The organism is Streptomyces sp. NPDC059866 (assembly GCF_042731325.1).
GTDB classification, from domain to species: Bacteria; Actinomycetota; Actinomycetes; order Streptomycetales; family Streptomycetaceae; genus Streptomyces; species Streptomyces flavusporus.
Genome location: NZ_JBHWJT010000064.1, coordinates 1 through 24,124 on the forward strand (window position 1 = coordinate 1; position 24,124 = coordinate 24,124).

The 24,124-nt window shown below is 68.6% G+C and carries 24 protein-coding genes and 4 pseudogenes; 25 read left to right on the plus strand and 3 right to left on the minus strand.

Annotated elements, in window-relative coordinates; genetic code table 11:
- Positions 1-91: 91 nt before the first annotated feature.
- Positions 92-1,324 carry an acyltransferase gene (locus ACFV7R_RS43950; RefSeq protein WP_385275492.1) on the minus strand — a complete coding sequence of 411 codons (1,233 nt, stop codon included), beginning with the start codon at positions 1,322-1,324 and terminating at the stop codon, positions 92-94.
- Between the two features lie 137 nt (positions 1,325-1,461).
- Between ACFV7R_RS43950 and ACFV7R_RS43955 the strand changes: the two genes are divergently transcribed.
- The 5 genes and pseudogenes from ACFV7R_RS43955 to ACFV7R_RS43975 all read left to right on the plus strand — a co-directional run bounded on the left by ACFV7R_RS43955 (position 1,462) and on the right by ACFV7R_RS43975 (position 4,804).
- A complete protein-coding gene (locus tag ACFV7R_RS43955) occupies positions 1,462-1,611 on the plus strand; it encodes a hypothetical protein (protein WP_385275495.1) in 150 nt (49 codons plus the stop codon).
- Between the two features lie 4 nt (positions 1,612-1,615).
- Positions 1,616-2,461: an endo alpha-1,4 polygalactosaminidase gene (locus ACFV7R_RS43960; RefSeq protein WP_385275498.1), complete on the plus strand. Its 846-nt coding sequence runs from the start codon at positions 1,616-1,618 to the stop codon at positions 2,459-2,461.
- 372 nt (positions 2,462-2,833) lie between these two features.
- Positions 2,834-3,175 (plus strand): annotated as a pseudogene (locus ACFV7R_RS43965) (transposase); the annotation flags it as partial.
- An 84-nt stretch (positions 3,176-3,259) separates the two neighbouring features.
- On the plus strand, positions 3,260-4,057 hold the full coding sequence (locus tag ACFV7R_RS43970; RefSeq protein WP_385275501.1) for a hypothetical protein: 798 nt from the start codon (positions 3,260-3,262) through the stop codon (positions 4,055-4,057).
- 210 nt (positions 4,058-4,267) lie between these two features.
- Positions 4,268-4,804 carry a hypothetical protein gene (locus ACFV7R_RS43975; protein ID WP_385275504.1) on the plus strand — a complete coding sequence of 179 codons (537 nt, stop codon included), beginning with the start codon at positions 4,268-4,270 and terminating at the stop codon, positions 4,802-4,804.
- A gap of 380 nt (positions 4,805-5,184) precedes the next feature.
- Here ACFV7R_RS43975 and ACFV7R_RS43980 read toward each other — a convergent pair whose 3' ends face one another.
- The gene (locus tag ACFV7R_RS43980) at positions 5,185-5,478 is read right to left on the minus strand and encodes a hypothetical protein (RefSeq protein WP_385275507.1); all 294 of its coding nucleotides are present in this window, start codon (positions 5,476-5,478) and stop codon (positions 5,185-5,187) included.
- A 782-nt stretch (positions 5,479-6,260) separates the two neighbouring features.
- Between ACFV7R_RS43980 and ACFV7R_RS43985 the strand changes: the two genes are divergently transcribed.
- The 10 genes and pseudogenes from ACFV7R_RS43985 to ACFV7R_RS44030 all read left to right on the plus strand — a co-directional run.
- Entirely contained in the window at positions 6,261-6,980 is a 720-nt protein-coding gene (locus ACFV7R_RS43985; RefSeq protein ID WP_385275510.1) for an IS6 family transposase, read from the plus strand.
- 64 nt (positions 6,981-7,044) lie between these two features.
- The gene (locus ACFV7R_RS43990) at positions 7,045-7,647 is read left to right on the plus strand and encodes a hypothetical protein (protein ID WP_385275513.1); all 603 of its coding nucleotides are present in this window, start codon (positions 7,045-7,047) and stop codon (positions 7,645-7,647) included.
- Between the two features lie 525 nt (positions 7,648-8,172).
- The gene (locus ACFV7R_RS43995; RefSeq protein WP_385275516.1) at positions 8,173-9,357 is read left to right on the plus strand and encodes an ATP-binding protein; all 1,185 of its coding nucleotides are present in this window, start codon (positions 8,173-8,175) and stop codon (positions 9,355-9,357) included.
- A 35-nt stretch (positions 9,358-9,392) separates the two neighbouring features.
- Positions 9,393-10,223, plus strand: coding sequence for a roadblock/LC7 domain-containing protein (locus ACFV7R_RS44000; protein ID WP_385275547.1), 831 nt, complete (start codon positions 9,393-9,395; stop codon positions 10,221-10,223).
- Entirely contained in the window at positions 10,216-10,599 is a 384-nt protein-coding gene (locus ACFV7R_RS44005) for a DUF742 domain-containing protein (protein ID WP_385275519.1), read from the plus strand. Before ACFV7R_RS44000 ends, ACFV7R_RS44005 begins: the two co-directional genes overlap by 8 nt.
- 3 nt (positions 10,600-10,602) lie before the next feature.
- Positions 10,603-11,163, plus strand: a complete 561-nt coding sequence (locus ACFV7R_RS44010; protein ID WP_385275522.1) for an ATP/GTP-binding protein — start codon at positions 10,603-10,605, stop codon at positions 11,161-11,163.
- Between the two features lie 10 nt (positions 11,164-11,173).
- Positions 11,174-12,538, plus strand: coding sequence for a cytochrome P450 (locus tag ACFV7R_RS44015; protein ID WP_385275524.1), 1,365 nt, complete (start codon positions 11,174-11,176; stop codon positions 12,536-12,538).
- Between the two features lie 93 nt (positions 12,539-12,631).
- Positions 12,632-13,882 carry a cytochrome P450 gene (locus ACFV7R_RS44020; RefSeq protein ID WP_385275526.1) on the plus strand — a complete coding sequence of 417 codons (1,251 nt, stop codon included), beginning with the start codon at positions 12,632-12,634 and terminating at the stop codon, positions 13,880-13,882.
- Positions 13,879-14,673 carry an enoyl-CoA hydratase/isomerase family protein gene (locus ACFV7R_RS44025; RefSeq protein ID WP_385275529.1) on the plus strand — a complete coding sequence of 265 codons (795 nt, stop codon included), beginning with the start codon at positions 13,879-13,881 and terminating at the stop codon, positions 14,671-14,673. Before ACFV7R_RS44020 ends, ACFV7R_RS44025 begins: the two co-directional genes overlap by 4 nt.
- A gap of 338 nt (positions 14,674-15,011) precedes the next feature.
- Positions 15,012-15,731 (plus strand): annotated as a pseudogene (locus tag ACFV7R_RS44030) (transposase); the annotation flags it as partial.
- 71 nt (positions 15,732-15,802) lie between these two features.
- On the opposite strand, the gene ACFV7R_RS44035 reads toward ACFV7R_RS44030, so the two are convergent.
- On the minus strand, positions 15,803-16,342 hold the full coding sequence (locus ACFV7R_RS44035; protein WP_385275550.1) for a GNAT family N-acetyltransferase: 540 nt from the start codon (positions 16,340-16,342) through the stop codon (positions 15,803-15,805).
- 106 nt (positions 16,343-16,448) lie between these two features.
- Between ACFV7R_RS44035 and ACFV7R_RS44040 the strand changes: the two genes are divergently transcribed.
- The 10 genes and pseudogenes from ACFV7R_RS44040 to ACFV7R_RS44085 all read left to right on the plus strand — a co-directional run.
- Positions 16,449-17,245, plus strand: a protein-coding gene (locus ACFV7R_RS44040; protein ID WP_385275553.1) for an IS5 family transposase whose coding sequence is annotated in 2 segments (ribosomal slippage) — positions 16,449-16,784 and positions 16,787-17,245 — 795 coding nt in all. Because the reading frame shifts where the segments join, the coding sequence is not laid out codon by codon here.
- 279 nt (positions 17,246-17,524) lie between these two features.
- Positions 17,525-17,698: a hypothetical protein gene (locus ACFV7R_RS44045; RefSeq protein WP_385275532.1), complete on the plus strand. Its 174-nt coding sequence runs from the start codon at positions 17,525-17,527 to the stop codon at positions 17,696-17,698.
- Positions 17,699-17,975: 277 nt separating this feature from the next.
- Positions 17,976-18,209, plus strand: coding sequence for a hypothetical protein (locus ACFV7R_RS44050; protein ID WP_385275535.1), 234 nt, complete (start codon positions 17,976-17,978; stop codon positions 18,207-18,209).
- A gap of 63 nt (positions 18,210-18,272) precedes the next feature.
- The gene (locus tag ACFV7R_RS44055; RefSeq protein WP_385275538.1) at positions 18,273-19,391 is read left to right on the plus strand and encodes a hypothetical protein; all 1,119 of its coding nucleotides are present in this window, start codon (positions 18,273-18,275) and stop codon (positions 19,389-19,391) included.
- Positions 19,392-20,401: 1,010 nt separating this feature from the next.
- On the plus strand, positions 20,402-20,902 hold the full coding sequence (locus ACFV7R_RS44060; RefSeq protein ID WP_385275541.1) for an alpha/beta hydrolase: 501 nt from the start codon (positions 20,402-20,404) through the stop codon (positions 20,900-20,902).
- 19 nt (positions 20,903-20,921) lie between these two features.
- Positions 20,922-21,431 carry a DinB family protein gene (locus ACFV7R_RS44065; protein ID WP_385275544.1) on the plus strand — a complete coding sequence of 170 codons (510 nt, stop codon included), beginning with the start codon at positions 20,922-20,924 and terminating at the stop codon, positions 21,429-21,431.
- Positions 21,432-21,980: 549 nt separating this feature from the next.
- A pseudogene (locus tag ACFV7R_RS44070) lies at positions 21,981-22,208 on the plus strand (IS630 family transposase); the annotation flags it as partial.
- 390 nt (positions 22,209-22,598) lie between these two features.
- Positions 22,599-23,411 (plus strand): amidohydrolase family protein, encoded by an 813-nt coding sequence (locus ACFV7R_RS44075; RefSeq protein ID WP_385275556.1) that lies wholly within the window; start codon positions 22,599-22,601, stop codon positions 23,409-23,411.
- Between the two features lie 27 nt (positions 23,412-23,438).
- The gene (locus ACFV7R_RS44080) at positions 23,439-23,615 is read left to right on the plus strand and encodes a hypothetical protein (protein ID WP_385275558.1); all 177 of its coding nucleotides are present in this window, start codon (positions 23,439-23,441) and stop codon (positions 23,613-23,615) included.
- A pseudogene (locus tag ACFV7R_RS44085) lies at positions 23,596-24,039 on the plus strand (XRE family transcriptional regulator); the annotation flags it as partial. The gene ACFV7R_RS44080 and the pseudogene ACFV7R_RS44085, both read left to right, overlap by 20 nt.
- Between the last annotated feature and the right edge of the window lie 85 nt (positions 24,040-24,124).

The window sequence follows — 24,124 nt, forward strand, 5'->3', positions numbered from 1 at the left end:
CTCACCGGTGATGCCATACCCGCCCCCTGCCACACGCCGTCACTGACACCCAACACAACGAGTGGCCCGGCAAAGGTTTCCGGTCACAGCACTAGGGCCGCATCCCGAACAGGAAGCGGGTCACCCGGGTGCGACGAACCAGCAATTCGTACGCGACGAGGGTGAGTGCGAGGGCGATCGTCACGAGCACGACGTACTCGACCAGGATCGGCGCCGACCAGCCGACCACGAAGTACGCGACGGCGACCACGATCGGCTGGTGCAGGATGTACAGCGGTAGCACGGCGGCGGCGAGATAGCCGTAGAGGCGTCGGCGGGTAGTCGGGACCGGGTTCGGCACCGTGCGCGGTTGCAGTTGCTGCTGTGCCTTTCGCGGTTGTTGCCGCCAACGGTCGAGGAGGCCCGGGATGGCAACCACCAGGCACCATCCGGCCGCGCCGAACAGCGCCCGGGAGACGGTGGCCAAGGGGGTCATCTCCGTGAAGGGCTCGTCGGACAGGGCGACACCGGGGCCGGCCGCCGCGAACAGCAGGACGCCGAGCCAGGATGCGGGCCCGGCGTCGCGGCGCATCACGGTACGGAAGCGGTCGTCGGCGGCGAGCGCGAAGCCGGCGACGAAGAACAGCAGGTACGACCAGCGGTGCCAGCCCGCGTAGTCCTCCTCCATCCCCGCGAAGGCGCAGATCGCCGCGAAGGCGAGGGCCGGCAGGAGTACGACGCCGCGTCGGCGCAGGGTCGCCTGCGCCACCCGGTCGCCGATACGGCGGACGCGCTCGCGCGGCAGCCATCGGTGAAGCGGCGCAAGCATGAGGGAGAACGCCAGGAGGAGTACGACGAACCAGAGATGGCCGGTCTCGAAGTGCTCGCCCTGGAGGAGGAAGGGAAATTCTTCGGGCTCCAGGTGCACGTCGTAGAAGTCGGGGAGGAAACCGAGGTACGACTCGTGGTGGTCGGGGTCGGCCGAGCGCAGCCGCAGCCACTGCGGCAGCGGGTTCAGGGCGAGGGTCGCGAAGGCCAGCGGTACACCGAGCCGCAGCAGCCGCTCCTTGGCGAAACCGCCCGTGCCGCGGCGCCGCAGCGAGTGCCAGGTGCCGAGGCCGGAGATGAGGAACAGCAGCGGCATGGCCCAGACGACCCCGAATCCGGCGATGATCATGATGGCTTCGGTGGTCTCGGCGTTCTTGACGTAGTAGTCGTCGTCGGCGGCGAACACCAGCGCCGAGTGGAAGAAGACCAGCCCGATCACGACCAGCATCCGGATGGCGTCCAACTCCGGTCGCCGCTCCGGTAACGCCGCCTGCGCCGGTTCTGTGCGCGTCGCCATGCCCAAGCCCTCCCCCGTCGCCCGTCCCCCAGTGTTGAGCGACCGGCCTCCGGGCGCCATCCCCACAACGGATTCCGCGTACCGGCCCGAACCCCCGGTGACAACGTGCGAGAGAGGTGTTCCGAAGGAGAGGGCTGATGACAACACGAGACTGCACCTCAGCCGCTGGCGCCGAGCGTTCCGACACCGCCCCCAACCGCGCCCGCCTCCGCGACGAAGCCGAGACCGACTTCCATGAGGCGCACACCTCCGGGTTCGACGACAGCGAACTGCGCATGATCGACTGAGCTTATGGGGCACAGACTGAACGGCAGAACTCGGTGGTTCCGCGCATGGGCAGCGGGGTTCGTCCTCGCCGCCGCCTCACTGTCCTGCCAGGGACCGAGCGCCCCGAACGAGTACATCGAACCGCCGCCTGCACACGGCGCGTTCGACTACCAGCTGGGCGGCGCCTACGAACCGCCGGCGAGTACCCGCACCGTCGTGCGGGATCGCGAAGCGCGCCCGGCCAAGGGGGTGTACTCGGTCTGCTACGTGAACGCCTTCCAGGCCCAGCCTCAGGAGCTGTCGTGGTGGCGCAAGCGGCACGACGATCTGCTGCTGCACGACCGAGAGGGCGCGGAGATCGTCGACCAGGACTGGGGCGAGGCGCTGCTCGACATCTCCACGTCCGCCAAACGGTCACGGCTCGCGGCCATCGTCGGCGAGTGGATCGACAGTTGCGCCGTCGACGGCTTCCAGGCAGTCGAGCCGGACAACCTGGACTCGTACACCCGGTCAGAGGGCCTGCTGGACCGACGGGACGCGGCGGCCTTCGCCGAGCTGCTGGCCGACCGGGCGCATGCGAGCGGGCTGGCCGTCGCCCAGAAGAACACCGCCGAGCTGACCCCGCAGGACAAGCGCATCGGATTCGACTTCGCCGTGGCCGAGGAGTGCGGTCGCCACGACGAGTGCGGGGTGTACGAGGAGGCTTACGGCCCCCACGTCCTCGCCGTCGAGTATCGGGCCGCAGACTTTGACGCCACGTGCAAGCACTGGGGCCATAAGCTGTCTGTGCTGCTCCGCGACCGAGACCTCCGGCGGGCTGACGAGCACGGATACCTGTACCGTGCCTGCACTGCCCAAAGGGCCGAATGACGGGTGGCCCGCAGCCGATCAGGTTGTCGGAGTCGACGATGCAGGTGTCGTTGCCGGCGCCGCCCTCGAGGCAGGCGGACAGTTGGCTGCCGCACGAGGTGCCGCGCCGGGCCATGGCCGGCACGATGTCGCGTTCGGGGCCGCGTCGGCAATAGACCTCGTGGTCGCAGCCGCGGTCCGGGAAGAGCGAGCCAGGCTCGTAGCGGGGTGCCCAACGCGGCCCCGGATGGACGGGCTCTTTGTCGTCACAGGCCATAAGGCCTGCAGTCACTGCCTTTCAAAGCGGGATGTCGTGATGCCTGACGGTTCATGATCCCTGCGGTATGCCATCTGCATGAGGTATGCGCAGGGCGGCGGGCTTTTCGTGAGCGCCATGACAGCCAGGCCCTCATCCCACTGGTCCGCGGCATACCGCCCATCCGTTACCGACGTGGCCGCCGGCGTCGTCGGCCCGCGAAGCTGCACGGAGACAAGGGGCTACGACCACCACCTCCGACGCTGGCTCTCCTCCCGCGGCATCCGCCATCGCATCGCCCGCAAAGGAAGCGAGTCCTGCCAGCGGCTGGGCCGGCACCGGTGGTCGTGGAGCGCACGCTGTCCTGGTTGGCCGGCTGTCGGCGTCTCCACCGCTGCTACGAGCGCAAACCCGAACACTTCCTCGCCTTCACCGCCATCGCAGCGACCCTCATATGCCACCGCAGACTCACTGAATGAAATGGGGCCCAAGTCCTCCCGAATTGACGTCAGGTACGTCTGCGAGCACGTCCATTGTCAGTGCGGTGCGCTTCACTGTCCGCCATGGAGCTCACGCACGCGACCGTCAACGACCTGCTGGCCCGACTCGGCCCGGGGAACGGCTACATGTACCTGCCTGGCGACCTGGACCCGCAGGACCTGATCGACCTGCTCGCCGGCGTTTACGGCGCGCCACGCACCCTCGTCCTCGACGGCTTCACCGATCCGACGGTCGACGAGTCCAAAGGCGCGGCTCTCCTCGTCCCCCTCGAGGACCGGGCCGTGACCATACGGGCGTGGGCGTATGGGGATCAATGGGTCGCCACGGGTAGGGCACGGGACGCCCAAGGGATCGAGCGGCCGGTGCTGGTGGTCGCTCACCGGGAGGTGCCGGAACCCTTGGCGGTCGCTCCGGACGAGGACGTCGACTGGATGGAGCGGCTCATACGGATCACCGGCTGGACACACCCCGCCCAGCGGCCGGACGTGGACTGGGCGGAGGTGGAGTCGCGCCTGGGCACCGCGCTGCCGAGCGACTACAAGCGCATGGTCGAGACGTTCGGCGAGGGCGCCTTCGACGGATTCCTGGACCTGCACCAGGAGCCGTGGACGGATCTCAGGGAGGACGGGCTGCTCATCTGGGCGGGCACGGAGCACAAGAACCTGTACTGCTGGAGGGTCGAGGGCGACGACCCCGACCGTTGGCCCGTCGTGGTCCAGTCGTTCGACGGCGAGGAACTCCCCTTCGACTGCCAGGCCGCGGAGTTCGTCTGCCGTATCCTCACCGACCCCCACCACCCGTTCACGATGGCCCGCTATTTCGACACCCACTGGTTCATGAACTACCAGGAAAGCGGCTGACCGAACCCCGCCGCCAACGGCCATTCGCAGCCTGGTTGGAGCTACCTACCTGCTCCACCCGGCGGCTGAGCTGACCCCGGTTTCGTGGAGTCCCCGGCCTGCCCCCTTTAGGGCACAACAATCATGCTCACCAGCGTGGCGTCGTGTTCCCTGACGCCGCGCGGGTGAGCATGTGCGGACCCAGCCCTCATCCCCCACCGAGGCGATGCAATGCCCGACCACGCCGACCACGTCCGCCGCGAGGGCGTCGCACCAAAGGGGACCTTGCGGCACCAGCCGCCGGAACAGTGGCTGTTCAGCGGCATCTACGGACTGGTGCTGGCCAGCGCCATGGTGGCCGCGCTGGATGCGACGGGCGAGAAGGCCGATCCCGGTCCGGACGCGCTGTGGGTGCTGCTCACCGCGCTGGCGTCGAGCGCCGCCCACGGGTACGCGCACGTCATCGCCCAGCGTGCGTCCGTCGACGGGGCAGCCACCACGAGCAGACTGTGGTCGGTGCTCGCCGAGTGGCCACTGGTCGCCGCCGTGCTGCCCACGGTGGGGATACTGCTTGCCGCGGTAGCCGGGTGGTGGGCAGAGGCCACGGCTGTAGACGCGGCCCTGCTGTTCAACACCGTCGCCTTGTTCGGCTTGGGCGCCTCGGCCGCCCGCACCGCCGGGCACGGATGGCCGTCCTCGTGCCGGGCAGGGGGCCTGGATATGCTGATCGGCCTGGTGATCATTCTTGCGAACGCCCTGATCCATTAGCCAGGCCGCCGGGTGCCATGTCGGCGAGAAAGACCGCGATTCCTTGATCCACGGCGCCCTTCCTGTCCCGCCGCTGCCGGCGTCGACAACCGGCGTCGCTTCGTCTTCACCCGGACCGCAGATCGGTCGGGCACGACAAGGACGCTCGGGAAGGGCCACGAGCGCCCCATACCGTCGGCCGACGTACGGGTGACGTCCGTTCTCCTTCTCGCGGACCGAGCCAGACCACGGCAGGTCACAGGCTTGCTCGCCGGGCTCGTTGATGCTGGTCCGGGTGCAGCGGTGCCCGCAGTCGGGAGAGTCGGCCATACCCACGCTCCCCTGGTAGGGGGTGCCGGGGCCAGCGCAGGTGACGGTAGAGCCGTCGCCCATGGCCCAGCTCATCGAGGTGACCGTCGCGGTGGCGGGGCCATAGGTGGTAGGGCCCTGGCGGACCCACAGCCACATCGGCATCCCGACGATGTGCCGGCCCGCCGCTCACGCAGCCGCCTGTCGGACTCCTCCAGTGCGTCGATGCAGCGGCGGGCGGTGGCCTCGTCCGGGCAGTAGTACATGCACTCGCTGCGGGCGATCGGCTTCTTGTCGCCGCGCCGGCCGGCGTCGGTGTCCTCGCCGTTGAGCACGCGGACACGCGTGGGCGCGCCTTGTTCCAGGAACTCCTTGACGATCGTCACGTGTTGCTCCTCTCGGATGGAGGGGGGCCTACTGGCTCCCCTCTGAGTCGGATGGTCACAGCGGTGCCGCTGTATGCGGACGCGGGAGAGCGGCTGACGTCGTGTAACGGACGGTCGGTGATGGTCGGCATCGCGGTGACCACCGTGATCCTCGTGGCGGTGTCGGTCGTCGTGTGTGACCTCCCTGAATGGGCGTCTATGAGCTGTTCGGGGAACCGGTGGTGCCCGCCAGCAACCGGCTGAGCCGCAGGATGATCACGCGGACGGGCGGGACGGCGGGCCCGATTCCCCGGCGGCGCCTGCGCAGCCCGCGGGCCCTCCGCAGCCTGCGGGACCGCCCGCCCTGCTGCACCGTTCTCCCAGCGGTGCGCCCGTGCGCCGCGCACGCAGACGCGAACCTCGATTCACAAACGCGCAATCGGACCTCCGGTCACATCCTGGATGCATGACCAGGCGGACCGCTCGGCAGTACGAGCAGTGCAGCGCCGAGTTGCTGGAGGGAAGTACGAGGTGCGGCAGCTGAGCAAGGCGGAGCCGTACCAGCGGGCCACCGAGCAGAAGCCAATTGATCACGGCGTCCCTCAGAGGCCGCCGTTGGCTGAGCCGTCTCCCCCAGGGCTTGCGGCCACTGGGGCCACTTCCGTTTCCTCACGGCAGCCCAACGATGCGGTGCCCACACCACCGCCCACCTCCCTGGTCGGAGGTGCTCCCCCGGCACTGTCACGTTGGCTGACCGGGTGGGATGATCTTCGGGTTGATCATGGTGGGAGGGGGGATCGTCCGTGGGGAGTGCGTCGGCGTCGTACAGGGGGCACCGGTACCCGGTCGAGGTGATCTCCCACTGTGTGTGGCTGTATTTCCGGTTCCCGCTCAGCTTCCGTGAGGTGGAGGAGATGATGCTTCAGCGCGGCGTGATCGTCTCCTATGAGACGGTCCGGCGGTGGTGCGCCAAGTTCGGGCAGGCCTACGCCGACGGGCTGCGTCGCCGCCGGCCCCGGCCCGGTGATAAGTGGCATCTGGACGAGGTGTTCATCAAGATCAACGGCGAGCTGAAGTATCTGTGGGGGGCCGTCGACGCCGGCGGCAACGTGCTCGACATCCTCGTGCAGAACCGGCGGGACAAGGCCGCTGCCAGGCGCTTCTTCCGCAGGCTGATGAAGAAGACGCGTGCGGTGCCGCGGGTGGTCGTCACGGACAAGCTCCGTTCCTACGGCGCGGCCCACCGTGAGGTCATGCCCTCGGTGGAGCACCGCTCGCACAAGGGCCTGAACAACCGGGCCGAGAACAGTCATCAGCCGACGAGGCAGCGTGAACGTGCGATGAAGGGCTTCCGCTCCGTCGGCGGGGCGCAGCGGTTCCTGTCCACGTTCAGCGGCATCTCACCGCACTTCCGGCCCCGCCGCCACCTGATGACAGCCTCCGACCATCGAGCTGAGATGACCGTCCGCTTCGCGATCTGGGACCACGTCACCGGAGTGGTCGGCGCGGCCGCAACGGCCTGACCCAGGGCTGACACCCGAGCCGACCACGCCCTGGCACGTCATCAGCCCACGCACACCCAACAACGTGACAACGCCCTGGGATCTGCTGGTCCCGATCGACCCGAGCCCGGGCGAGCAGCGGTGGTTCGACAGTCTGCGGGAGGAGTTCCCGTTCGTGCGGCGCTGGTTGGGGCTGAACTGGCTCGATCAGCATTTCGCGGCCCACCCCGATCTGGTCCGCTACGCCGTGCAGGAGTCCGGAGATTACATCCTTCAGCGCATCGCAAAGGCGCGCGCCGAGCGTGACGTTCTGCAGGGCGGCATCCCCTACCTCCTCGAGCGCTACCGCACGCTGCAAGCGCGGGCGCGTCAGCAACGGGACGCCCCGCCCGATGGACAGCAATCTCGGCGGGGCATCGTCCGCAGCGGGCGACGACCGGCTTACCGAGCTGTTCGACGCCGTCTCGACCCCGCCGGGCGGGTCGCCGCAGGCCCTTCAACCCCAACAGGCATCCCAGTGATGCCGACCGCGGCCGCGTGGCCGCACTGGTCCACTTCGCCGTCCGCACCAACGACATCACCGCAATGTTCCAGCGGGCACTGTGCGTATTCGCCGGTCGGCCTGCAGCGGCTGCAATTGACCATCGTCCGGAACCTCACGCCCTCCGGGGAGGGATACTGCCCATGATGACGACCACCCAGCCGCGGCAGGCAACGACGGTGTGAGGCTGTTCAACGCTACCCGGAGCGGGCACGTCCTCGGATGCGCTTCGGCACCAGACTCTGGCAACGACCCCGATCGCAGCTTCTGCTGCGGGAGCGGATGCGGCCCACGGGGCCACGAGGCGCGGCTTGTTCGCATCAGCCGTGGCGGCAAGATGAGCGATCACAACTGCCTCACCTGCGACGTTGCTCGGCAAGACCTGAAAGCTGGTGTGGACGCGGGCGGCCGCTTGGCCCGCGTGGTCGGCGGAGCAGGCCAATTGCCGTACACAAGAGTGGTGTTGGGATGTGTCGGGCTTGAAACGTACCGCTCGGCGGGGCGGTCCGCGGTGATAGCATCCCGGCATCTGCGACCTTGATCCACTCACTTCAGGCGCTGATGTGAGGCCGGGCTGCTCCACGCAACAGCGTTCGAGCGGTCCCGAACGGTTGTGTTGCGGATTCTCGCGGGGGTGTATCCGTCGAATGCCACGCGCCGGAAAGGTTTTCCATGAATCAAAACGCACTGACGTGGTGCCTGGGCGTGGTGGCGGTGATCGCCGTCGCCGCGGTCGTCGTGCTCGTCTTCCGCAGCAGAGCCCTCGGGAGGAAGAAACAGCAGAGCGAGGACGCACTTACCGAACAGCTGAACGAGGCGAAGGGCCAACTGGGCGCCTCGCAAGCTGAGTTGGAGAAGTACAAGGGTGAGCTCGACGGGACCATCCGGGAGGCCGGGGAGGCGGCCGAGGACAGCACCAAGGCGGTCCTCAAGGGCGCAGCCCGCTTCCTGCAGAGCCTCGCGGCCGAGCAGATGGCCCTCCTTGAGGAGATCCAGCGCAGGTACGGCGGACACGCTGTCCTCGGCGATCTGCTTGAGGTGACCCACGCCAACGCACAGATGGCGCGCAAGGCGCAGGGCATCGCCGTCATGTGCGGCGCGCCGGTCGGGCGCCGCAACCGGCCCGCAAGCGTCTACGACGTGGTGCGCAACGCGCAGGCGCAGATCCGCAACTTCGGCCGCGTCGAGATCATGCAGCAGACCGGCTTCATGCTGAAGGCGACCGCGGTCTCGCCCGTCGCCCTCGCCGTTGCCGAGCTGCTGGACAACGCCGCCAGCTTCTCGCAGCACGACGCACCGATCGAGGTGACCTTCCAGCGGGTGCAGAACAACCTGTGCATCGTCATCGACGACGCCGGCGTCGGCATGATCGACGAAGAGCGCCAGAAGGCGTCCGCGCTGCTGTCCGGCGACGTCGTCCCCCGCCTCTCGCAGCTGGGCAACCAGCCGAAGTTCGGCTTCCCCGTCATCGGCCTGCTGGCCCGCCAGTACGGGTTCCGGGTCGACGTCACCGGTGTCTCCCGCTACGGCGGCGTCCGCGCCGTTGTCCTGCTGCCCGAGGAGCTGTGGACCGTGGAGCAGGTACCGGTGCCGCCCGAGGAGGCTGCTGTGAGCAGCATCCGCCCTGCAGAGGAAGCGGTGGTGAGGGTGAAGCGTACGGCTCACGGTCTGCCCAAGCGGGGAGCGCGCCAGACGCCCATCGCCAGCGTTCCTGACAGGGAGGACTCCCCGCCGGTGTCACCGGCGCCCGAGGAAGCCGGCCGCGCCTCCACGCGCGGCCTGGGCGGGCTTCAGCGGGGCACGCTCTCGGGGCGCACGCTCGACTCCCTGTCTGCCGAAGGGTCCGAAGAAGCATGACCGCCGACTCCGACGCCGACCTGTCCCTGTCGTGGATGCTCAAGGACATCGTGGACAACGTGCCCAAGGCGCGTCACGCCGTCCTGCTGTCCGCAGACGGCCTTCCCCGCGGAGCCACGGAGGGACTGCCCGCCAAGGACGTACGGACCGTCTCCGCCGCCATGGCGGGGATGCAGTCGCTCAGCCGGGCCACCGCCGGTTTCGCCGGGTGGGAGGAAGAGCAGCAGTGGCATCAGACGATCATCGAGTTCTCGCACGGCTGGAACTTCCTGATCGGAGCGGGACAAGGGGCCTACCTGGCAGCCGCCGCCGAGCCCGACGTCGACATGCAGCAGATCTCCTTCCGCATGCACCGGCTGGTCGCCCGCCTGAGCCGTAACCTCACCTCACCGCCGAGGGTGAACGCACAGGACGCAGCCGCGGGCACTGCCGGTGACGCGGCCCGGCACCAGGCCACGGGCGGTTCGGGATTCGTACTCGCCGACCTCGATGAGGTGATCGCCGATGTGAAGGGCGCCCGTCACGCCGTGCTGCTGGGCTCCGACGGACTGCCCCGCGGGGCGACCTCGCAGATGAGCCGGGATCTGGCCGACACGATCTGCGCGGCCATGACAGCCATTCACGCCTACAGCCGTGCCACGTCACCGTTCGCGGGCGCTGTGGAGAACGCCTCGTGGCGGCAGACGGTCATCGAGTACCAGCACGCCTGGATCTTCCTGATCAACGCCGGCCGCGGCCGTCTCCTGGCGGCGGCCGCCGAACACGACTCCGACATCGAGGAGTTCACCACGCGTCTGCACGACGTGGTGCCCCGTCTGAGCGCGGAGCACAACCCGCGGGAAGAAGGGAGCGGCGGCCATGCATGACGACCCGGATCAAGAGCTGGAGCTGACGTCCGCATTAGTGCCGTTCTTCGTGATGACGAACGGACGTGCCCTGCCCGCGGAGCACGAGTACGACCGCACCGCCCTCGTTACCGCGCGCGGGGGCGCGGCGTCCGCGGCGCGCACGCTGTCGCCGGAGACGCGGGCGGTCATGGACCTGGTCGCTGACGGCTTCTTGTCCGTTGCCGAAGTGGCCGGCCACACGCACCTGCCGCTGGGTGTCGTGCGCGTTCTCCTGGCGCAGCTGGAGGAGAGCGGCCTCATCCTCGTGAGGAAGCCCGTGCCGCGCGCCGAGCAACTCGACAAGGAACTGGTCAGCGCCGTGCTCGATGGCCTGAGAAAGAAATTCGGAGCGTGACCCGTGTACCTGGATCCAGACGTCTCCCACTCGGTGAAGATCCTCGTCGTGGGCCACTTCGCGGTCGGAAAAACCACCTGCATCGCGTCGATCTCTGAGATCGAGCCGCTGCAGACCGAAGAGGAGATCACCGAGGCCAGCGTCGGCTTCGACGACCTGTCGAACACGCCGGGCAAGACGACCACTACCGTGGCCATGGACTTCGGCCGGCTGACCCTCAACGAGCACCTGGTCCTCTACCTCTTCGGAACGCCAGGGCAGGAGCGCTTCAAGGAAGTGTGGGAGGACCTCGCCCGGGGCGCTCTTGGCGCACTGGTCCTCGTCGACCCCCTGCGGCTGGAAGAATCCTTCGCCGTGCTGGACCTGGTCGAGCGCTTCGGCCTGACGTACGCCATCGGGGTCAACCACTTCGACGGCACCACCACCTACCCGCTCGAGGAAGTCCGCGAGGCGCTGAACCTCCCCGCCGACACCCCCGTCGTGGACTGCGACGTACGCGACCAGCAATCCGCAGCGCAGGCCCTCATCACCCTCGTGAAGCACCTTATGTCCCTACTCGGCTAGGAGCCCCGGCATGCAACAGCATCACGACACCCAAGGGATACCGCCCGGTTGCCCCGCACACGGCAACGCCAAGCTGTACGGCCCCGAGTTCGGTTCCAACCCCGAGGCCACCTACGCCTACCTGCGCTCACTCGGCCCGAGCGCGCCCGTCGACGTCGCCCCCGACGTCGAGGTGACCCTGGTCACCGGCTACGAAGCCGCCCTGGGCATCCTGCAGAACTCCGCGACCTTCGTGCGTGACTCCCGTCGCTGGAGCGCGCTGCGCGAGGGGCGGGTCCCCGAAGACAGCCCGGCCCTGCCCATGATGGGCTACCGGCCCAACGCCCTGTTCAGCGACGGAGCGGCGCACGCCCGCCTGCGACAGGCGGTGACTGACAGTCTGGCCACCGTCAACGAACGCCAGCTCGTGAGGCAGACCCAGCAGTCCGCCGCCTACCTGATCGGCAACTTCAGTACCGACCGTCTCGGCCAGGCAGACCTGATGGCCGAGTACGCCCAGCCGCTGCCGCTGCTGGTCTTCAGCGATCTGTTCGGCTGCCCGCCCGAGATCGGCGACCGCGTGATCGCCGGCATCAGCGGCATCTTCAACGGCACCCCCGGCGCCGACGAGACACTGGGCACGGCGCTTGCCGAGCTGATCGCTCTCAAGCATCGACGGCCCGGCGCCGACCTGACGACGCGTCTGATGGAGCACGCCGCGGGGCTGACCGACGAGGAGGTATTGCACCAGCTCGTCACCCTGCTCTCCGGCGGCACCGCGCCGTTGGCGGCCGCCATCGGCACCAGCAGCGCGATCTACCTCAGCGAGGACTGGCCCACCGCCCTGCCCGTCGAGGACGCGGTCTCCCACACGTTGTGGAACTACGCGCCGATCGCCAACTACGCGGGCCACTACCCGATCCACGATGTCGAACTCGGCGGCAGGACCCTCAAGGCCAACCACCCGGTCCTGATCTCCTTCGCGGCAGCCAACACCGACCCCAAGCTGACCGAGCACCGCGAACAGCTCAGCGGCAAAGCACACTTGGCCTTCGGTGCCGGCCCCCACGCGTGCCCGGCCAAGGACCCAGCATTCATGATCGCAGTCACCGCCGTCGAGACCCTCATCAACCGGCTTCCCGATCTCCAAGTACGCGTGCCCTTCAAGGACCTCACCTGGGTGCCGACGCCGTGGAGCCGCTCGCTGGTGACCCTCCCCGTCCAGTTCACCCCCCGGCCCGCGACACCGGCCGCTTCCGGGAACGCGCATCCACAGGCGCCGCAGCCGTCGGCTCCGACCGCTCCGCGTCCCACTGCCGCGACCTCCCGGCCGGCGGCGGCGCCGCACCCCAAGGGCCTGTGGAGCCGATTCCTGGCATGGACAAGGGGGGAGTGACGCAGGTAACCCCGCCCATCTCGGTATTACTGTATGACTCAACCACCACGCGGGTACGCATGACGGCTGAATATTCCGGAAGGAGCCGTCACCGTGGTGGTTGCCGCAACCCCGTCGCACGACCGCCGTTCCGCCGTTGCCCTCTTCTCCCGTCTGCGGACGGCGAAGGGGCAGGCCGATCCCTTCCCGATCTACAACGAGCTTAGGTCCATGGGCGCAGTCACCCCAGCTCCCTGGGGTGGCTGGGTCGTGACCAGCTTCGACATCTGCGACCAAGTGCTCCGCAGCCGCGACTGGCTGGAACCCGACAAGCGCTGGCGTGAGCAGCAAGGCCCGGGCACCCGCTGGAATGCCCCCTCTTCCCGGGAGATGAGCAACACCCTGCCCGCGCTCAACCCTCCCGACCACACCCGAATACGCCGCGCGGCCGGCACGTTCGGCCGCACCACCCTGCAGCGGATCGGCCGCACCGTAAGCCGTGTGACCGACCAGCTCCTTACTTCCCTGGCAGAGCAACTCCACGCCGGAGAAGCCGACTTTGCCGCCCTCGTCAGCGACGAACTGCCGGTCGCCGCCATCGGCGAGTGGCTCGGGCTGCCGCCCGCCGACTGGCCGCATCTGCGGGAGTTGACCCACGACCAGGTGTTCACCCAGGAACTGCTGCCCTCCGCCAGCCAGTTGGCGCGCTCCGACACGGCCATGGCCGAACTGCGCATCTACTTCACGGACCTGGTGCACCACCGGCGCTCCCACCCCGGCAACGATCCGGTGTCCGGATGGATACGCACGTGGGACGCCATCGAGCCGGACCGCGACAAGGCCGACGAAGCGGTCTACTTCCTGGCCCTGTTCGTTCTGCTGGCAGCACTGGAGACCACCTCCAGCCTGCTGTCGATGATGACACTGCGGCTCGTCGAACACCCGCAACGCTGGGACCTGGTCGCCTCCCACCCCGACCTGGTGCCGGCGTTGGTGGAAGAGACGCTGCGCTACGACCCGCCCACGCACGTGATCAGCCGGATAGCCGCCAAGGACTGCGTCCTCGAAGGCACCGAGATCCGCACGGACGAGATGGTCCACCTCATGGTGGGCGCAGCTCACCACGATCCGGCCCGGCACCCTGACCCCGAACAGTTCGACCCCCGACGAAGACAAGACCATCTCGCCTTCAGCGGCGGCATCCACTACTGCCTCGGAGCGCCGCTCGCCCGACTGGAAGCCCAGACCCTCCTCCACCACCTGATCAGACGCCTGCCCCGCCTCACCCTCGTACGCCGCCCGTCGTGGGCGGCGCCCCGGGTAGCGTTCCGGCGCCTGCTGACCCTGGACGTCGCCCTCGCATGACCGAAACCATCGGCACCCCCACCGCCCGCACGTACAAGACCGTGGCCGTCCAGCAGGACGGCCCGGTGCTCCGTGTGCGTCTCAACCCCGCACAGCAGGACGACACCCTCAGCACCGCCGTCGTCGACGACCTCATCGCCGTCCTCGACGACCTCCACCAGCGGCCCGACATCCGCATCCTGCTCCTGTCGTCCCTGGGCGATGACTTCTGCCTGGGAGCCGACCGGCACGAGTACCAGGAGGCTCTGGCCGCGGATCCGACCGGCGCCGCCCTGCGCCGCATCGCCGACAAGGCCCACCGCCTGTGCCAGGCCCTGGAGAATACCCACACCATCACCATCGCCCGCCTCCACGGCAAAGTCGTCGGCGCCGGCCTCGCACTCGCCTCCTTCTGCGACCTGCGCGCCGGCGCCGACACCTCCCGCTTCCGTATGCCCGAAGTCGGCCTGGGCCTCCCGCCCGCCTGGGGAGGCGCCATGGGGCGCCTGATCTCCGAGGCCGGCGCCGCGCAAATCCGCGAACTCATGCTCACCAGCGACGCATTCGACGCGGCCACCGCCCACCGCCTCGGCCTCCTGCACAAGACCGCCCCCATCGACGAACTGGACCAGACCATCAACGCCTGGACCAGGACCCTCGCCCGGCGCCCGCCAGAAGCACTCATCCTCACCAAGCGCATGCTGGCCGGCTACGCGCGCGCCGACCGCACCGCCGACGTCGCCCTCCTCGACTCCCACCTCCTCGCAGCACAGCTCAACCAACCCCGAAACCACCCCACCACCACCCCCTGAAGCAACACGTGCTCGGGGCCGTCACCACCGGCCGCGCCAGCCACGGCACACGACGACGAACCGCCCCGAACACCGGCCTCGACATCACCACCCCACCACCGCTCCCCCACAACCGAAGCCGGCCAACCAGCCCCCCCCGTTATGTTTTCCGCGGTCCTGCAAGAGGACCGCTGGCCTTCGGGCCCGGCATGGCTGTTCCCCCCTGTCGAACGCATGACCTGGGGGTGGTGCCACCGGGCCCGAGAGGCGCCGTTGGAGACGCTGATCAGAGGTCCGACTACCGCCTGGCCTGGCGCAACGCCCGGCCGTCCGCAGGCGGCAGGTCTGCATAACGTGGCCTGCACGCTTTCCAGGGCAAGGAAGGCGTCCTGACCAGGGCAGACGCCCGAGTAGTCCTCGCCCTGGCCCCGACCCCGGCGAAGGCGGCCCGGCTCACCCTCGCCCAGCTCCGGGCCACCCTCAAACGCAGCGGGCGCACCCGGGCCTTCGACACCGAGGCCGAGCGCCTGCGGAGCGTCTTCCGCGCCGAGTATGCCCACCACCTCCCGGCCGTCGAGGACGCCTTCGGCCAGCAACTGCTGGCCCTGCTCAAGCAGCTGGACGCCGCCTGCCAGGCCGCGGACGACCTCGCCACGGCCGCCGAAGCGGCCTTCCACCAGCACGCCGACAGCGAGATCCTGCTCAGCTTCCCCGGCCTCGGTCCCCAGCTCGCAGCCCGCATCCTCCCCGAGATCGGTGACGACCGGACCCGCTTCGCCGACGCCAGAGCACTCAAGTCCTACGCCGGCTCCGCTCCCATCACCCGTGCATCCGGCAAGAAACGCTTCGTCGGCCGCCGCTTCGTCAAGAACAACCGGCTCATGCACGCGGGTTTCCTCTGGGCCTCACCCGGAGCGAACGCCCACTACCGGCGCCGACGCGAACACGGCGACTGGCACAACGCCGCCCAGCGCCACCTGCTCAACCGATTCCTCGGACAGCTTCACCACTGCCTCCAGACCCGGCAGCCGTTCGACGAACAACGCGCCTTCGCGCCACTCCTTCCAGCGCCTGCCTGACCCGCGAACCCGCCCGGCTTCGTCAACGAGAACAACGGCACGTCGACAGATCCGAGCTGTCGAGCGCGAGCTCAATCGGAGGGCGGGACCGGGGACCGCAGGCCGAGCCACTGCTCAGCGTCCCAGGCCCGGAACCGCTCTACTTCGGTGAACCCCAGCTTTGCCGCGAGGCGCATCGAGCCGACGTTAGCGGTCTGGGTGGCGAGCACCACCGGCTCACCGGGAAGGACGCTTTCGAACCAGTCAAGTGCCGCCGCGCACGATTCGGCGGCATACCCGAATCCCCACGCCCGTGGCAGGAACAGGTAGCCGAGATCGGCCTTCCCCGCGGCAGCCGGGCGATGGTGCTCCGGTGCTCTCCTGAGCAGGATCTGGCCGATCATCGCCCCGTCGAGATCCACGACGAAGCTCCCGGGCCACCGCTCGGGCACCTCGGGCGTCTCGCGCTCAAGCTCGTCACGCGGGCGGGGTCCACCGAGGTAGGTGTGCACATCTGGCGACGCCAGCAGCTCGATGAACGCCGCACGGTCCCGGGCCTCGGGCTCACGGAGCACGAGCCGCTCGGTCCTGATCGGTGCAGGCGGCCAGGCAACGGGTCCGAGATCAGTCATGTCGGCCAGCCAATCAGCAGGCTCAGCAGCGATCAAGACTCGCGGACCCTCTTGACTTCTTAGACGTCGTCTCATTTGGCGTGTTCGATAGTCTGGCGTCGTGGGGATTGTTGAGCGTCTGGTGCCAGATGAGTTGTGGGAACTGTTCGAGCGGGTGGTGCCGCCCGCTCCCTCGCGGCCGCAGGGTGGTGGCCGACGGCGGTACGGAGACCGCGAAGTTCTGGCAGCGATCATCTTCGTGGCCACGGCGGGCTGCACTTGGCGGCAGTTACCTCCTTCGTTCGGGCCTTCGGGGGCGACGGCCCACCGGCGGTTCAGCGAGTGGAGCAAGGCCCGGGTCTGGGCCAAGCTCCACCGGCTGGTCCTGGACGAACTGAGTGCACGCGGCGAGCTGGACTGGTCCCGCTGTGCGATCGACTCGGTGAACATGCGGGCCTTGAAAGGGGGGAGCTGACAGGTCCGAATCCTGTGGACCGGGGCAAGAAAGGGTCGAAGATCCACTTGATCACCGAGCGGACCGGTCTGCCCCTCTCCATCGGCATCTCTGGCGCGAACCTGCACGACAGCCAAGCCCTCGAACCCCTCATGCGAGGCATCCCGCCGATCCGCTCCCGCCGTGGACCGCGCCGACGTCGGCCTGCCAAGCTGCACGCCGACAAGGGCTACGACTACGACCACCTGCGACGTTGGCTCCGCTTACGCGGAATCACCCACCGGATCGCCCGCAAAGGCATCGAGTCTTCCCAGCGACTGGGCCGGCACCGCTGGACGATCGAACGCACCATGGCCTGGCTTGCCGGCTGCCGTCGACTGCACCGCCGCTACGAACGCAAAGCCGAGCACTTCCTGGCCTTCACGAGCATCGCGTGCACCCTCATCTGCTACCGCCGACTCACCAAATGAGACGACCTCTTATTTCGCACGCAAAGGCGTCGAATCCAGCGAAGGGTTTGCCCCTGCGTCTCGTCGCGCGGGGTCAGGTTCGACGTCGCCGGGTCAGGTCGCGGACTCCTCCCTGAGCGGCCAACTGCCCGCGCAGATTCGTGTTAGCCTCCTTAGCTGGTGGTTTGGCCCCGCACGCTGCCGTAGTGCTGAACAGCCTCAGCGCTCTGCCGGACAGCTCAGACGAGACGATCGGGGCGGCAGCAGTCGATCGGCGAGGCCCCCGTCACGGATGACGCCATGCTCGCCGTCGCGCTCCACCTCTGCGGCCAGGAACTGAGCCTGCGGGAGATCGCCGAGCGGCTCGTCAACTCCACGGGGAAGAAGAAAGGCCAGCACCCGTCAGCGGCCACCGTCATGCGGATGCTCCGCGACCACGATGAGAGGGCACTGGAAGCTTCTGATTACGGATAGCTGCTTTGCCCCTGGCCGTGGCTTCAGGAGTTCGAGGCCGTCACCGGCCGGGGTCGTAGCACACGAACTGGCCCGAGTGCTCGTCAACTTTCCGCGTAGAACGGCCTGCCGAGCGGCGAGTGGCCGACGCGGGTCAACCATGGACCGCTGACTCATGCCAACGTGCCAGTGAGTCAGCCCTTCCACCCACAGGTGAAGCATGCCGTGAACTGCTGCGACGAGCTATTCCGGTACGCAGAAGCGGCCGCACGAAGAGTCGCTGGAGCTTAACCGGCTGGTGCTGCTCGACCTGGTTCCGGCGAACACGGAGACCTGGATCCAGACCCGCACCTTCCGGCTCGCCGCCGCCCGCAACATCCACGGGATCGTCGCACACAGCGACCCCGAGCCCAGAACGCGCCTCACCACGCAGCAGTGGCGGCAGTTGCAGCAGGAGTCAGAGGTGCTGGCCGGCTTCCTCGCGGCGACCGGGCCGGCCCTCGACCCACTTGGGGCCACCTGTTCAACCTGAGTAATGTGCAGGCGCCATCCCGACCCCCACAATGATCAGCGTCTACCTGACCGGAGGGTGCTCATGGGGCTGCGTACTTCCCTGGTGGATGCCGTGTTGGCGCGGGCCATCCAGCAGGAGGACCAGCGCGACTACCACCGAGCTCTGCGTAACTACCGCTGGGTCGTCAAGCACGGGCGCGGCAACGGCCTCGACGTGCGGGTGGCGGCGACCGGCGGGGTCTACCGTGTGCTGCGGGAAGTGCACTGCCACGCCCCCGCCATGACGGAGGCGGACCTGGACGCCGCCCGCACCACCGCGGCGAAGTCGCTCCTGGCGCGGGCCCGCATGTCGCGCGGACGTGGCCGCCTCGCCGAGGCCCAGCGTGACTTCCGGGCGGTGATCGACGAACGCGTGGGGCAGCTGTCCGGGGAGACCGCCCACGAGTTCGCCGAGATGATCGACGATGCCCGCCAGAACCCCCGCGAGGACCGCTATCCAGCCACGCCATACGACCGGGACCAACCGCGCCGGATCCTGCCCCGGATCGTCGGGCCGGATCCCTGCGAGAACCTTCGCGCACTGGGCTACGCGACCGAGTCTGACGCCCTCGCCGCCGCGATCGCCTTGTGCCGCACGGCGCTGCGACACCCCAGGGCATTCTTCGAGCGCCGGGGGGTCTCCGCGCTCCTTGCGCAGTTGCTGGACGACTACGGCGACGTCGCTGGGGCGGCAGCCGCACGCGCGCACCAGGAGCTACCGCTCAAGCTGGACGGGGCCCTGTCGGATGTCGAACACAACTACACGTACAACCGGTCACGGCAGTTCGCGCCGTATCTGATCGCGAGGCTGCGCCCCACCGAGATCATGGAGCACCTTCAATGCTCCAGTCTGGAACTTCCGCAGCCTCCGGGATCCCACTGGAGCGGGTACCTGATCCTCACCACCGAACGCGTGCTCTTCCTGGAGGACTTCTTCTATCCGCACCTGAAGGACCCCGATGGGCCGACGCCACAGTACGAAGTGCTGGCGGTCGAGCGCACGTCCGTCACCGGCAGCACGTTCTCCCAGAACCGGTACGGGAACACCTGCTGGCACTTCAGGTTCCCCCCGACCGCGGACGGTGAGGCGGCATACCAAGGACAGGCCCGCGTCGGCGTGGGCCGGCACTCCGACCTCTGGCGGGCCGCCTTCCCCCGCTGACCCGCCTCACGCCAGCGGCCGAGGCAGTCGCACGCATCAGCCCTGGGCAGCCCCGTCCGGATCTCCGCACAGCTCATGAAGACGCTGCAGTACCGGCCCGATGCGCCCGCCGGCCTCCACGCAGTGACCAGGCCGGCTCACGACCCACCTGAACTCCACCAAGTCAGCCTGAGCACCTCGGCGATACCCCCTCTTGAGGCGGAGCCACACCAGCGCGCCCGGCTTCGCCGGTTGGCCTGTCGGCCTCAAGCAGCATGTTCCGACGCGGATGCAACGGGTCGCAATGCACAGGCCGAGCAGCACTGGCTCAGCGGGGACACCACGGATGATCAGCTGCTCCACTCGGCATGGCCGATCGGCACACAGCACACGTTCGTCTTCGTCCAGCACGATCGCGGACTGAATGGCGCAAGGTCACGGAGGACACCCGGGTACCCTACCGGCCCGTGATCACAACGCTCTGCCTGGCGCAACCCACTTTCCCTCTCCACCAGTTGAAAGGTCACACCCCTGCCTCGATTCTCAATCACTTGTCGTTTCCCGGTCTTCATGGGAGCCAGGGCCGCTCACCTGGACTGAGTGGCGGCGCTGCCCGAACGCCGCCGCGACTGGGGCAGGGCGATGACCGCCGAACTGGCCGAAGTAGAGGGGCACTCGGCCCGGTGGCGGTTCGCGCTCAGCAGTGTCCGGGCCACGCTGTGGCTGCCACCGGCGGGTGGCTGGCCGATGCTCGCCCTCGTGACGGGGTGCTCGTGGCCTGGGTTGCGGCGGCCGGGCCGACGGTCAGCGCGGTGGGCCCGGGCTGAGGGTGTTCGCGGTGAGCTTCACCGGCCTGGTCGGTGCAATGGTGGTCCTGGCCGCCGCACGTTCGCGCCGACTGCGGCTGCCGGTGCCAGCTCCGATCGTTCTGGCGACTGGTGGTGTTGCCGCGTCGATCGCCGTAACCGTGATCTTCCTGCGCCGAGAGCCGACCGCGGCCCCCGCTCCCGCTCGCGCTCCTGCTCGCACTTGTGCTCCCGGTCGCCCTCATCGCCGCCTTCTTCCTCACGGCGTTCACGGCGGCGCGGGCCGGCCGGTTGTTCCGCTGTGTACGCGGCGGACACATGGCCGCGATGGCCGCCCAGGCACCCAACGACCCGAGATTCCAACCCGGCTTCGAGCGCGTCGACGCGTCCGTCTGCGCCGTCATCTGCCTCAACGCCTATTACGGATACCTGGACAATGGAAAGAAGCTGCCGTCATCACCCGAGGCCCACCTCCACCCGGACACCCCACCGTTGTTCATGGCCCACGGCGACAACGACACCGCGGTCCTCATCGAGGGAGCCCGGCACTTCGCCGAGAGGCTGCAGCACGTCTCGTCCAATCCGGTGGTCTATGTGGAACTCGCCGGAGCGCAGCATGCCTTCGACCTGTTCCACTCCCTGCGCTTCGAGACAGTCGTCAACGCCGTGGAAGTCTTCGCCGCCTGGGTGCGCTCCACACAGGTGGGATCTCAAGCAACGAGCTGAGCAGCCTATCGTTGCGGTCATGGTCTTCCATCCGTCGGCGGAACCCGCCGTCTTCCACGCAACGCTCCGCGATCAGTTCGAGGCATTCCTCGATGAGCATCGATCCGCGCTGCACGACAGTCTGAACGGGCTGACCGAAGAGCAGGCACGCCGGTCGCTGGTCCCGTCCAAGACCACGCTGCTCGGCCTGGTCAAGCACGCCACGTTCGTCGAGAAGGTCTGGTTCGATGAGGCGATCACCTGCCGATCCCGCCCCGAGATCGGCATTCCCGACTCGCCCGACGAGTCGTTCGACCTCCACGACGGCGACACGATCGCCTCGGTCCAGCATGCCTACCAGCAGGCGTGCGCGGCGTCCCGCCGAACCACGACAAGCCTGACGCTGGACGACCTCGTACGGGGCAACCGCCGGGGCCCCCTGCCGCTGCGCTGGATCTACCTCCACACACTGCGCGAACTGGCCCAGCACTGCGGCCACGCCGACATCCTTCGCGAGCAGATCCTCAACGGCACGACACACCGCGGCTGATCCTGGGATTCTCCGCGCGACCTGACGCCGAAGCGAACGCCTCCCATCGGGCGTCGCGATGCAGCAAACTCATTGGCCCCGCCCCACGGGGCAAGCGGATGATCGGGGCCGATCAGAGGGCAGCCCCGGGCGGGGGCCGCCGTATTGCGGACGGCGGCTACAGGGTGGCGGACCAGGCGCCTCGCGACAGGGTTGTCGCCCCGTCCTGCGTGATGGTGACCCGGGCGCCGTACAGGGGCAGTTCGCCCTCCCGGTTGAGCCGGCTCGGACCCGTTGCAGTTCCCGCCACAGGCGGCGGGGGCCGCCCTGGTACACGGTCGGCGAGCCGAGGAACTCGGTCGCCGTGGCGCGCGCCCGGGAGCTGGGCATCCAGGTGAGCCGTTCCCAGGTGCGCAGGATCTTGCCGGCCGAGGGGGTGCGCCGGCGCCGAACCCGGTCCTGGACCCGGTCGAAGGACCCCGGCTTCGAGGGAAAAGGACCAGGATCATCGCGCTCTGTACCAGCCCGCCCGACGGTGCGACCGTGGTCTGCGCCGGCGAACTCGGCCCGGTGATCCCCCGCACCGTCCCGCCGGCACCGGGCTGGTCGCCGGACGGGCACCGCATCAAGAACGAGATCGACTACTCCCGCGGCCCGGAGAAGACCTGGGTCTACGGAGCCCTGCGTCCCCGGGACGGCCACGAGGTCACCATGACGGCCACCTCCCGCAACAGCGCCTTCTGCCAGCAGTTCCTCCAGCTGGTCAAGGAGGCCAACCCGCACGGGGACATCTACGTGATCAGCGACAACCTCTCCTCACACAACAGCCTCTCCACCCGCGTCTGGCTGGAGGAGCATCCCGAATCAGGCACGCGTTCATCCCGGTCGGCGCGTGCCGGCTCAACCTGCAGGAAGGCTGGTGGCGACTGTTCCGCAAGACCGCTCTCGCCGGGCGCTCCTTCGGCGACCGCGACCACATCACCCACGCCACCCGCGTCGCCACCGACCAGCTCAACGCCCACGCCCGACCCTGGATCTGAGGGGGACCCGCACCAACCACCAGGCGCTTACGCCGCCGCTATGTGTTCCTCCTTTGAGGAATTCAGCACTAGGGTTGAGATAAGCGATCGCTTAGCCGCTTGCGGTGCAGTATGGGCTGGCGGCGCCAGGAGAGAGGTAGGGAACCTGATGCCGGTCATCGATGCGTGGATGCAGCACCCCACGCTCCGTCACTCCAATCACGAGATGTTCGAGTCGTTGCGCCGATGGACGGGGCAGGGCCTGCTGGAGGAGCCGTTGCCGGTCAAGGCCACAGTGGCCGCGATGGCCGCGGCTGATGTCGAGATCGGACTGTCGGCTGCCTGGTATGGACCTCAGGGGCCGCTCATCAGCAACGACGAGGTGGCCGAGTTCGTCGCCCAGTCCGACGGACGGCTGCGCGGGGTGGCTTGCGCAGATCTCACCCGGCCGGTGCAGGCCGTGCGGGAGCTGCGCCGTGCCGTGGAGGAACTCGGCTTCGTGGCCCTGCGGATGGTGCCCTGGCTGTGGCAGCTGCCGCCCACCGACCGGCTGTACTACCCGCTGTATGCCGCCTGTGTCGAACTCGACATTCCCTTCTGCACCCAGGTCGGGCACACCGGCCCGCTGCGTCCCTCCGAGACCGGCCGTCCCATCCCCTACATCGACCAGGTCGCGCTCGACTTCCCCGAGCTGACCATCGTGTGCGGGCACATCGGCTACCCGTGGACCACGGAGATGATCGCGGTGGCCGACAAGCACGCCAACGTCTACATCGACACCAGCGCCTACACGGCCCGCCGCTACCCGCGTGAGCTGGTCGACTACCTGCGCGGCCGGGGCCGCAGGAAGGTGCTGTTCGGCACCAACTACCCCATGATCACTCCTGCCCAGGCGCTGGAAAATCTTGGTGACTTGGGACTGGGCGAGGAGGCCACCGAGCTGTTCTTGTCCGGCAACGCCCGGCGGACCTTCAACCTCTGATCACACCGGGTCAGCGCCGCAGCAACGTTGGCGGCCGCCGTCGCCGCCCCCGCCTACGCCCTCAGCCACCAGCCACCAGCCACCAGCCACCAGCCCGAGCAGGCCCGCCAAGCGCTCGCGTACGCCAACTCCTTCATGGACCGGCGCACCGACACCGAGCGGGCGGACACGTGGCTCACCCACGGCGAGCAAAGCCGCCGTTGACAATTTCTTGCTCACAGCGGACGTTGAACCGCCCCAGTGGCCCACCTCAAGGCGCGCCTGCACGCCGCGTGGAAGGCACGACACCAGGCGCCGAATCACCGCGAGGCCATCCGGAAGCTGCTGCCCGGCCTGATCCGGGATGCGCAGACCCTCGTCCGGCACGCCGAATCCAGCAGCGAACGTCGTGCAGCGCAGGCCCTACTCGCCCACGCCTACAGCCTCAGTCAGTTCTTCATCGCCTACCAGCCCGACGCCGCCCTGCTGTGGCGGGTCGCCGAACGCGGCATGGTCGCCGCCCAGGAATCCGGCGACCCACCTCGCCGCCTGGCTGCTGGCCCAAGCGCACCGCGACGCCGGGCAACGCCACTTCGACGCCGCCGACGCCGTCAACCTGGAGGCCGTCCGCTTCCTTCAACCGTTCCTAAAGACTGAGCGGGAGTGAGTCCTGTTGCCAGGACTCATGCTCAGCCGAACGCCCCGAACGGTGTTGGGCGTTCTGGTCGACCGCG

Bases quoted from the DNA above. Each gene is read 5' to 3' on its own strand.
- ACFV7R_RS44055 (WP_385275538.1), top strand. From the start codon at position 18,273: ATGGGGCTGCGTACTTCCCTGGTGGATGCCGTGTTGGCGCGGGCCATC.
- ACFV7R_RS43975 (WP_385275504.1), top strand. From the start codon at position 4,268: ATGCCCGACCACGCCGACCACGTCCGCCGCGAGGGCGTCGCACCAAAG.
- ACFV7R_RS44065 (WP_385275544.1), top strand. From the start codon at position 20,922: ATGGTCTTCCATCCGTCGGCGGAACCCGCCGTCTTCCACGCAACGCTC.
- ACFV7R_RS43970 (WP_385275501.1), top strand. From the start codon at position 3,260: ATGGAGCTCACGCACGCGACCGTCAACGACCTGCTGGCCCGACTCGGC.
- ACFV7R_RS43995 (WP_385275516.1), top strand. From the start codon at position 8,173: ATGAATCAAAACGCACTGACGTGGTGCCTGGGCGTGGTGGCGGTGATC.
- ACFV7R_RS44015 (WP_385275524.1), top strand. From the start codon at position 11,174: ATGCAACAGCATCACGACACCCAAGGGATACCGCCCGGTTGCCCCGCA.
- ACFV7R_RS44000 (WP_385275547.1), top strand. From the start codon at position 9,393: ATGCTCAAGGACATCGTGGACAACGTGCCCAAGGCGCGTCACGCCGTC.
- ACFV7R_RS43960 (WP_385275498.1), top strand. From the start codon at position 1,616: ATGGGGCACAGACTGAACGGCAGAACTCGGTGGTTCCGCGCATGGGCA.
- ACFV7R_RS44025 (WP_385275529.1), top strand. From the start codon at position 13,879: ATGACCGAAACCATCGGCACCCCCACCGCCCGCACGTACAAGACCGTG.
- ACFV7R_RS44045 (WP_385275532.1), top strand. From the start codon at position 17,525: ATGCTCGCCGTCGCGCTCCACCTCTGCGGCCAGGAACTGAGCCTGCGG.
- ACFV7R_RS43950 (WP_385275492.1), bottom strand. From the start codon at position 1,324: ATGGCGACGCGCACAGAACCGGCGCAGGCGGCGTTACCGGAGCGGCGA.
- ACFV7R_RS44035 (WP_385275550.1), bottom strand. From the start codon at position 16,342: ATGACTGATCTCGGACCCGTTGCCTGGCCGCCTGCACCGATCAGGACC.
- ACFV7R_RS43955 (WP_385275495.1), top strand. From the start codon at position 1,462: ATGACAACACGAGACTGCACCTCAGCCGCTGGCGCCGAGCGTTCCGAC.
- ACFV7R_RS44075 (WP_385275556.1), top strand. From the start codon at position 22,599: ATGCCGGTCATCGATGCGTGGATGCAGCACCCCACGCTCCGTCACTCC.
- ACFV7R_RS44005 (WP_385275519.1), top strand. From the start codon at position 10,216: ATGCATGACGACCCGGATCAAGAGCTGGAGCTGACGTCCGCATTAGTG.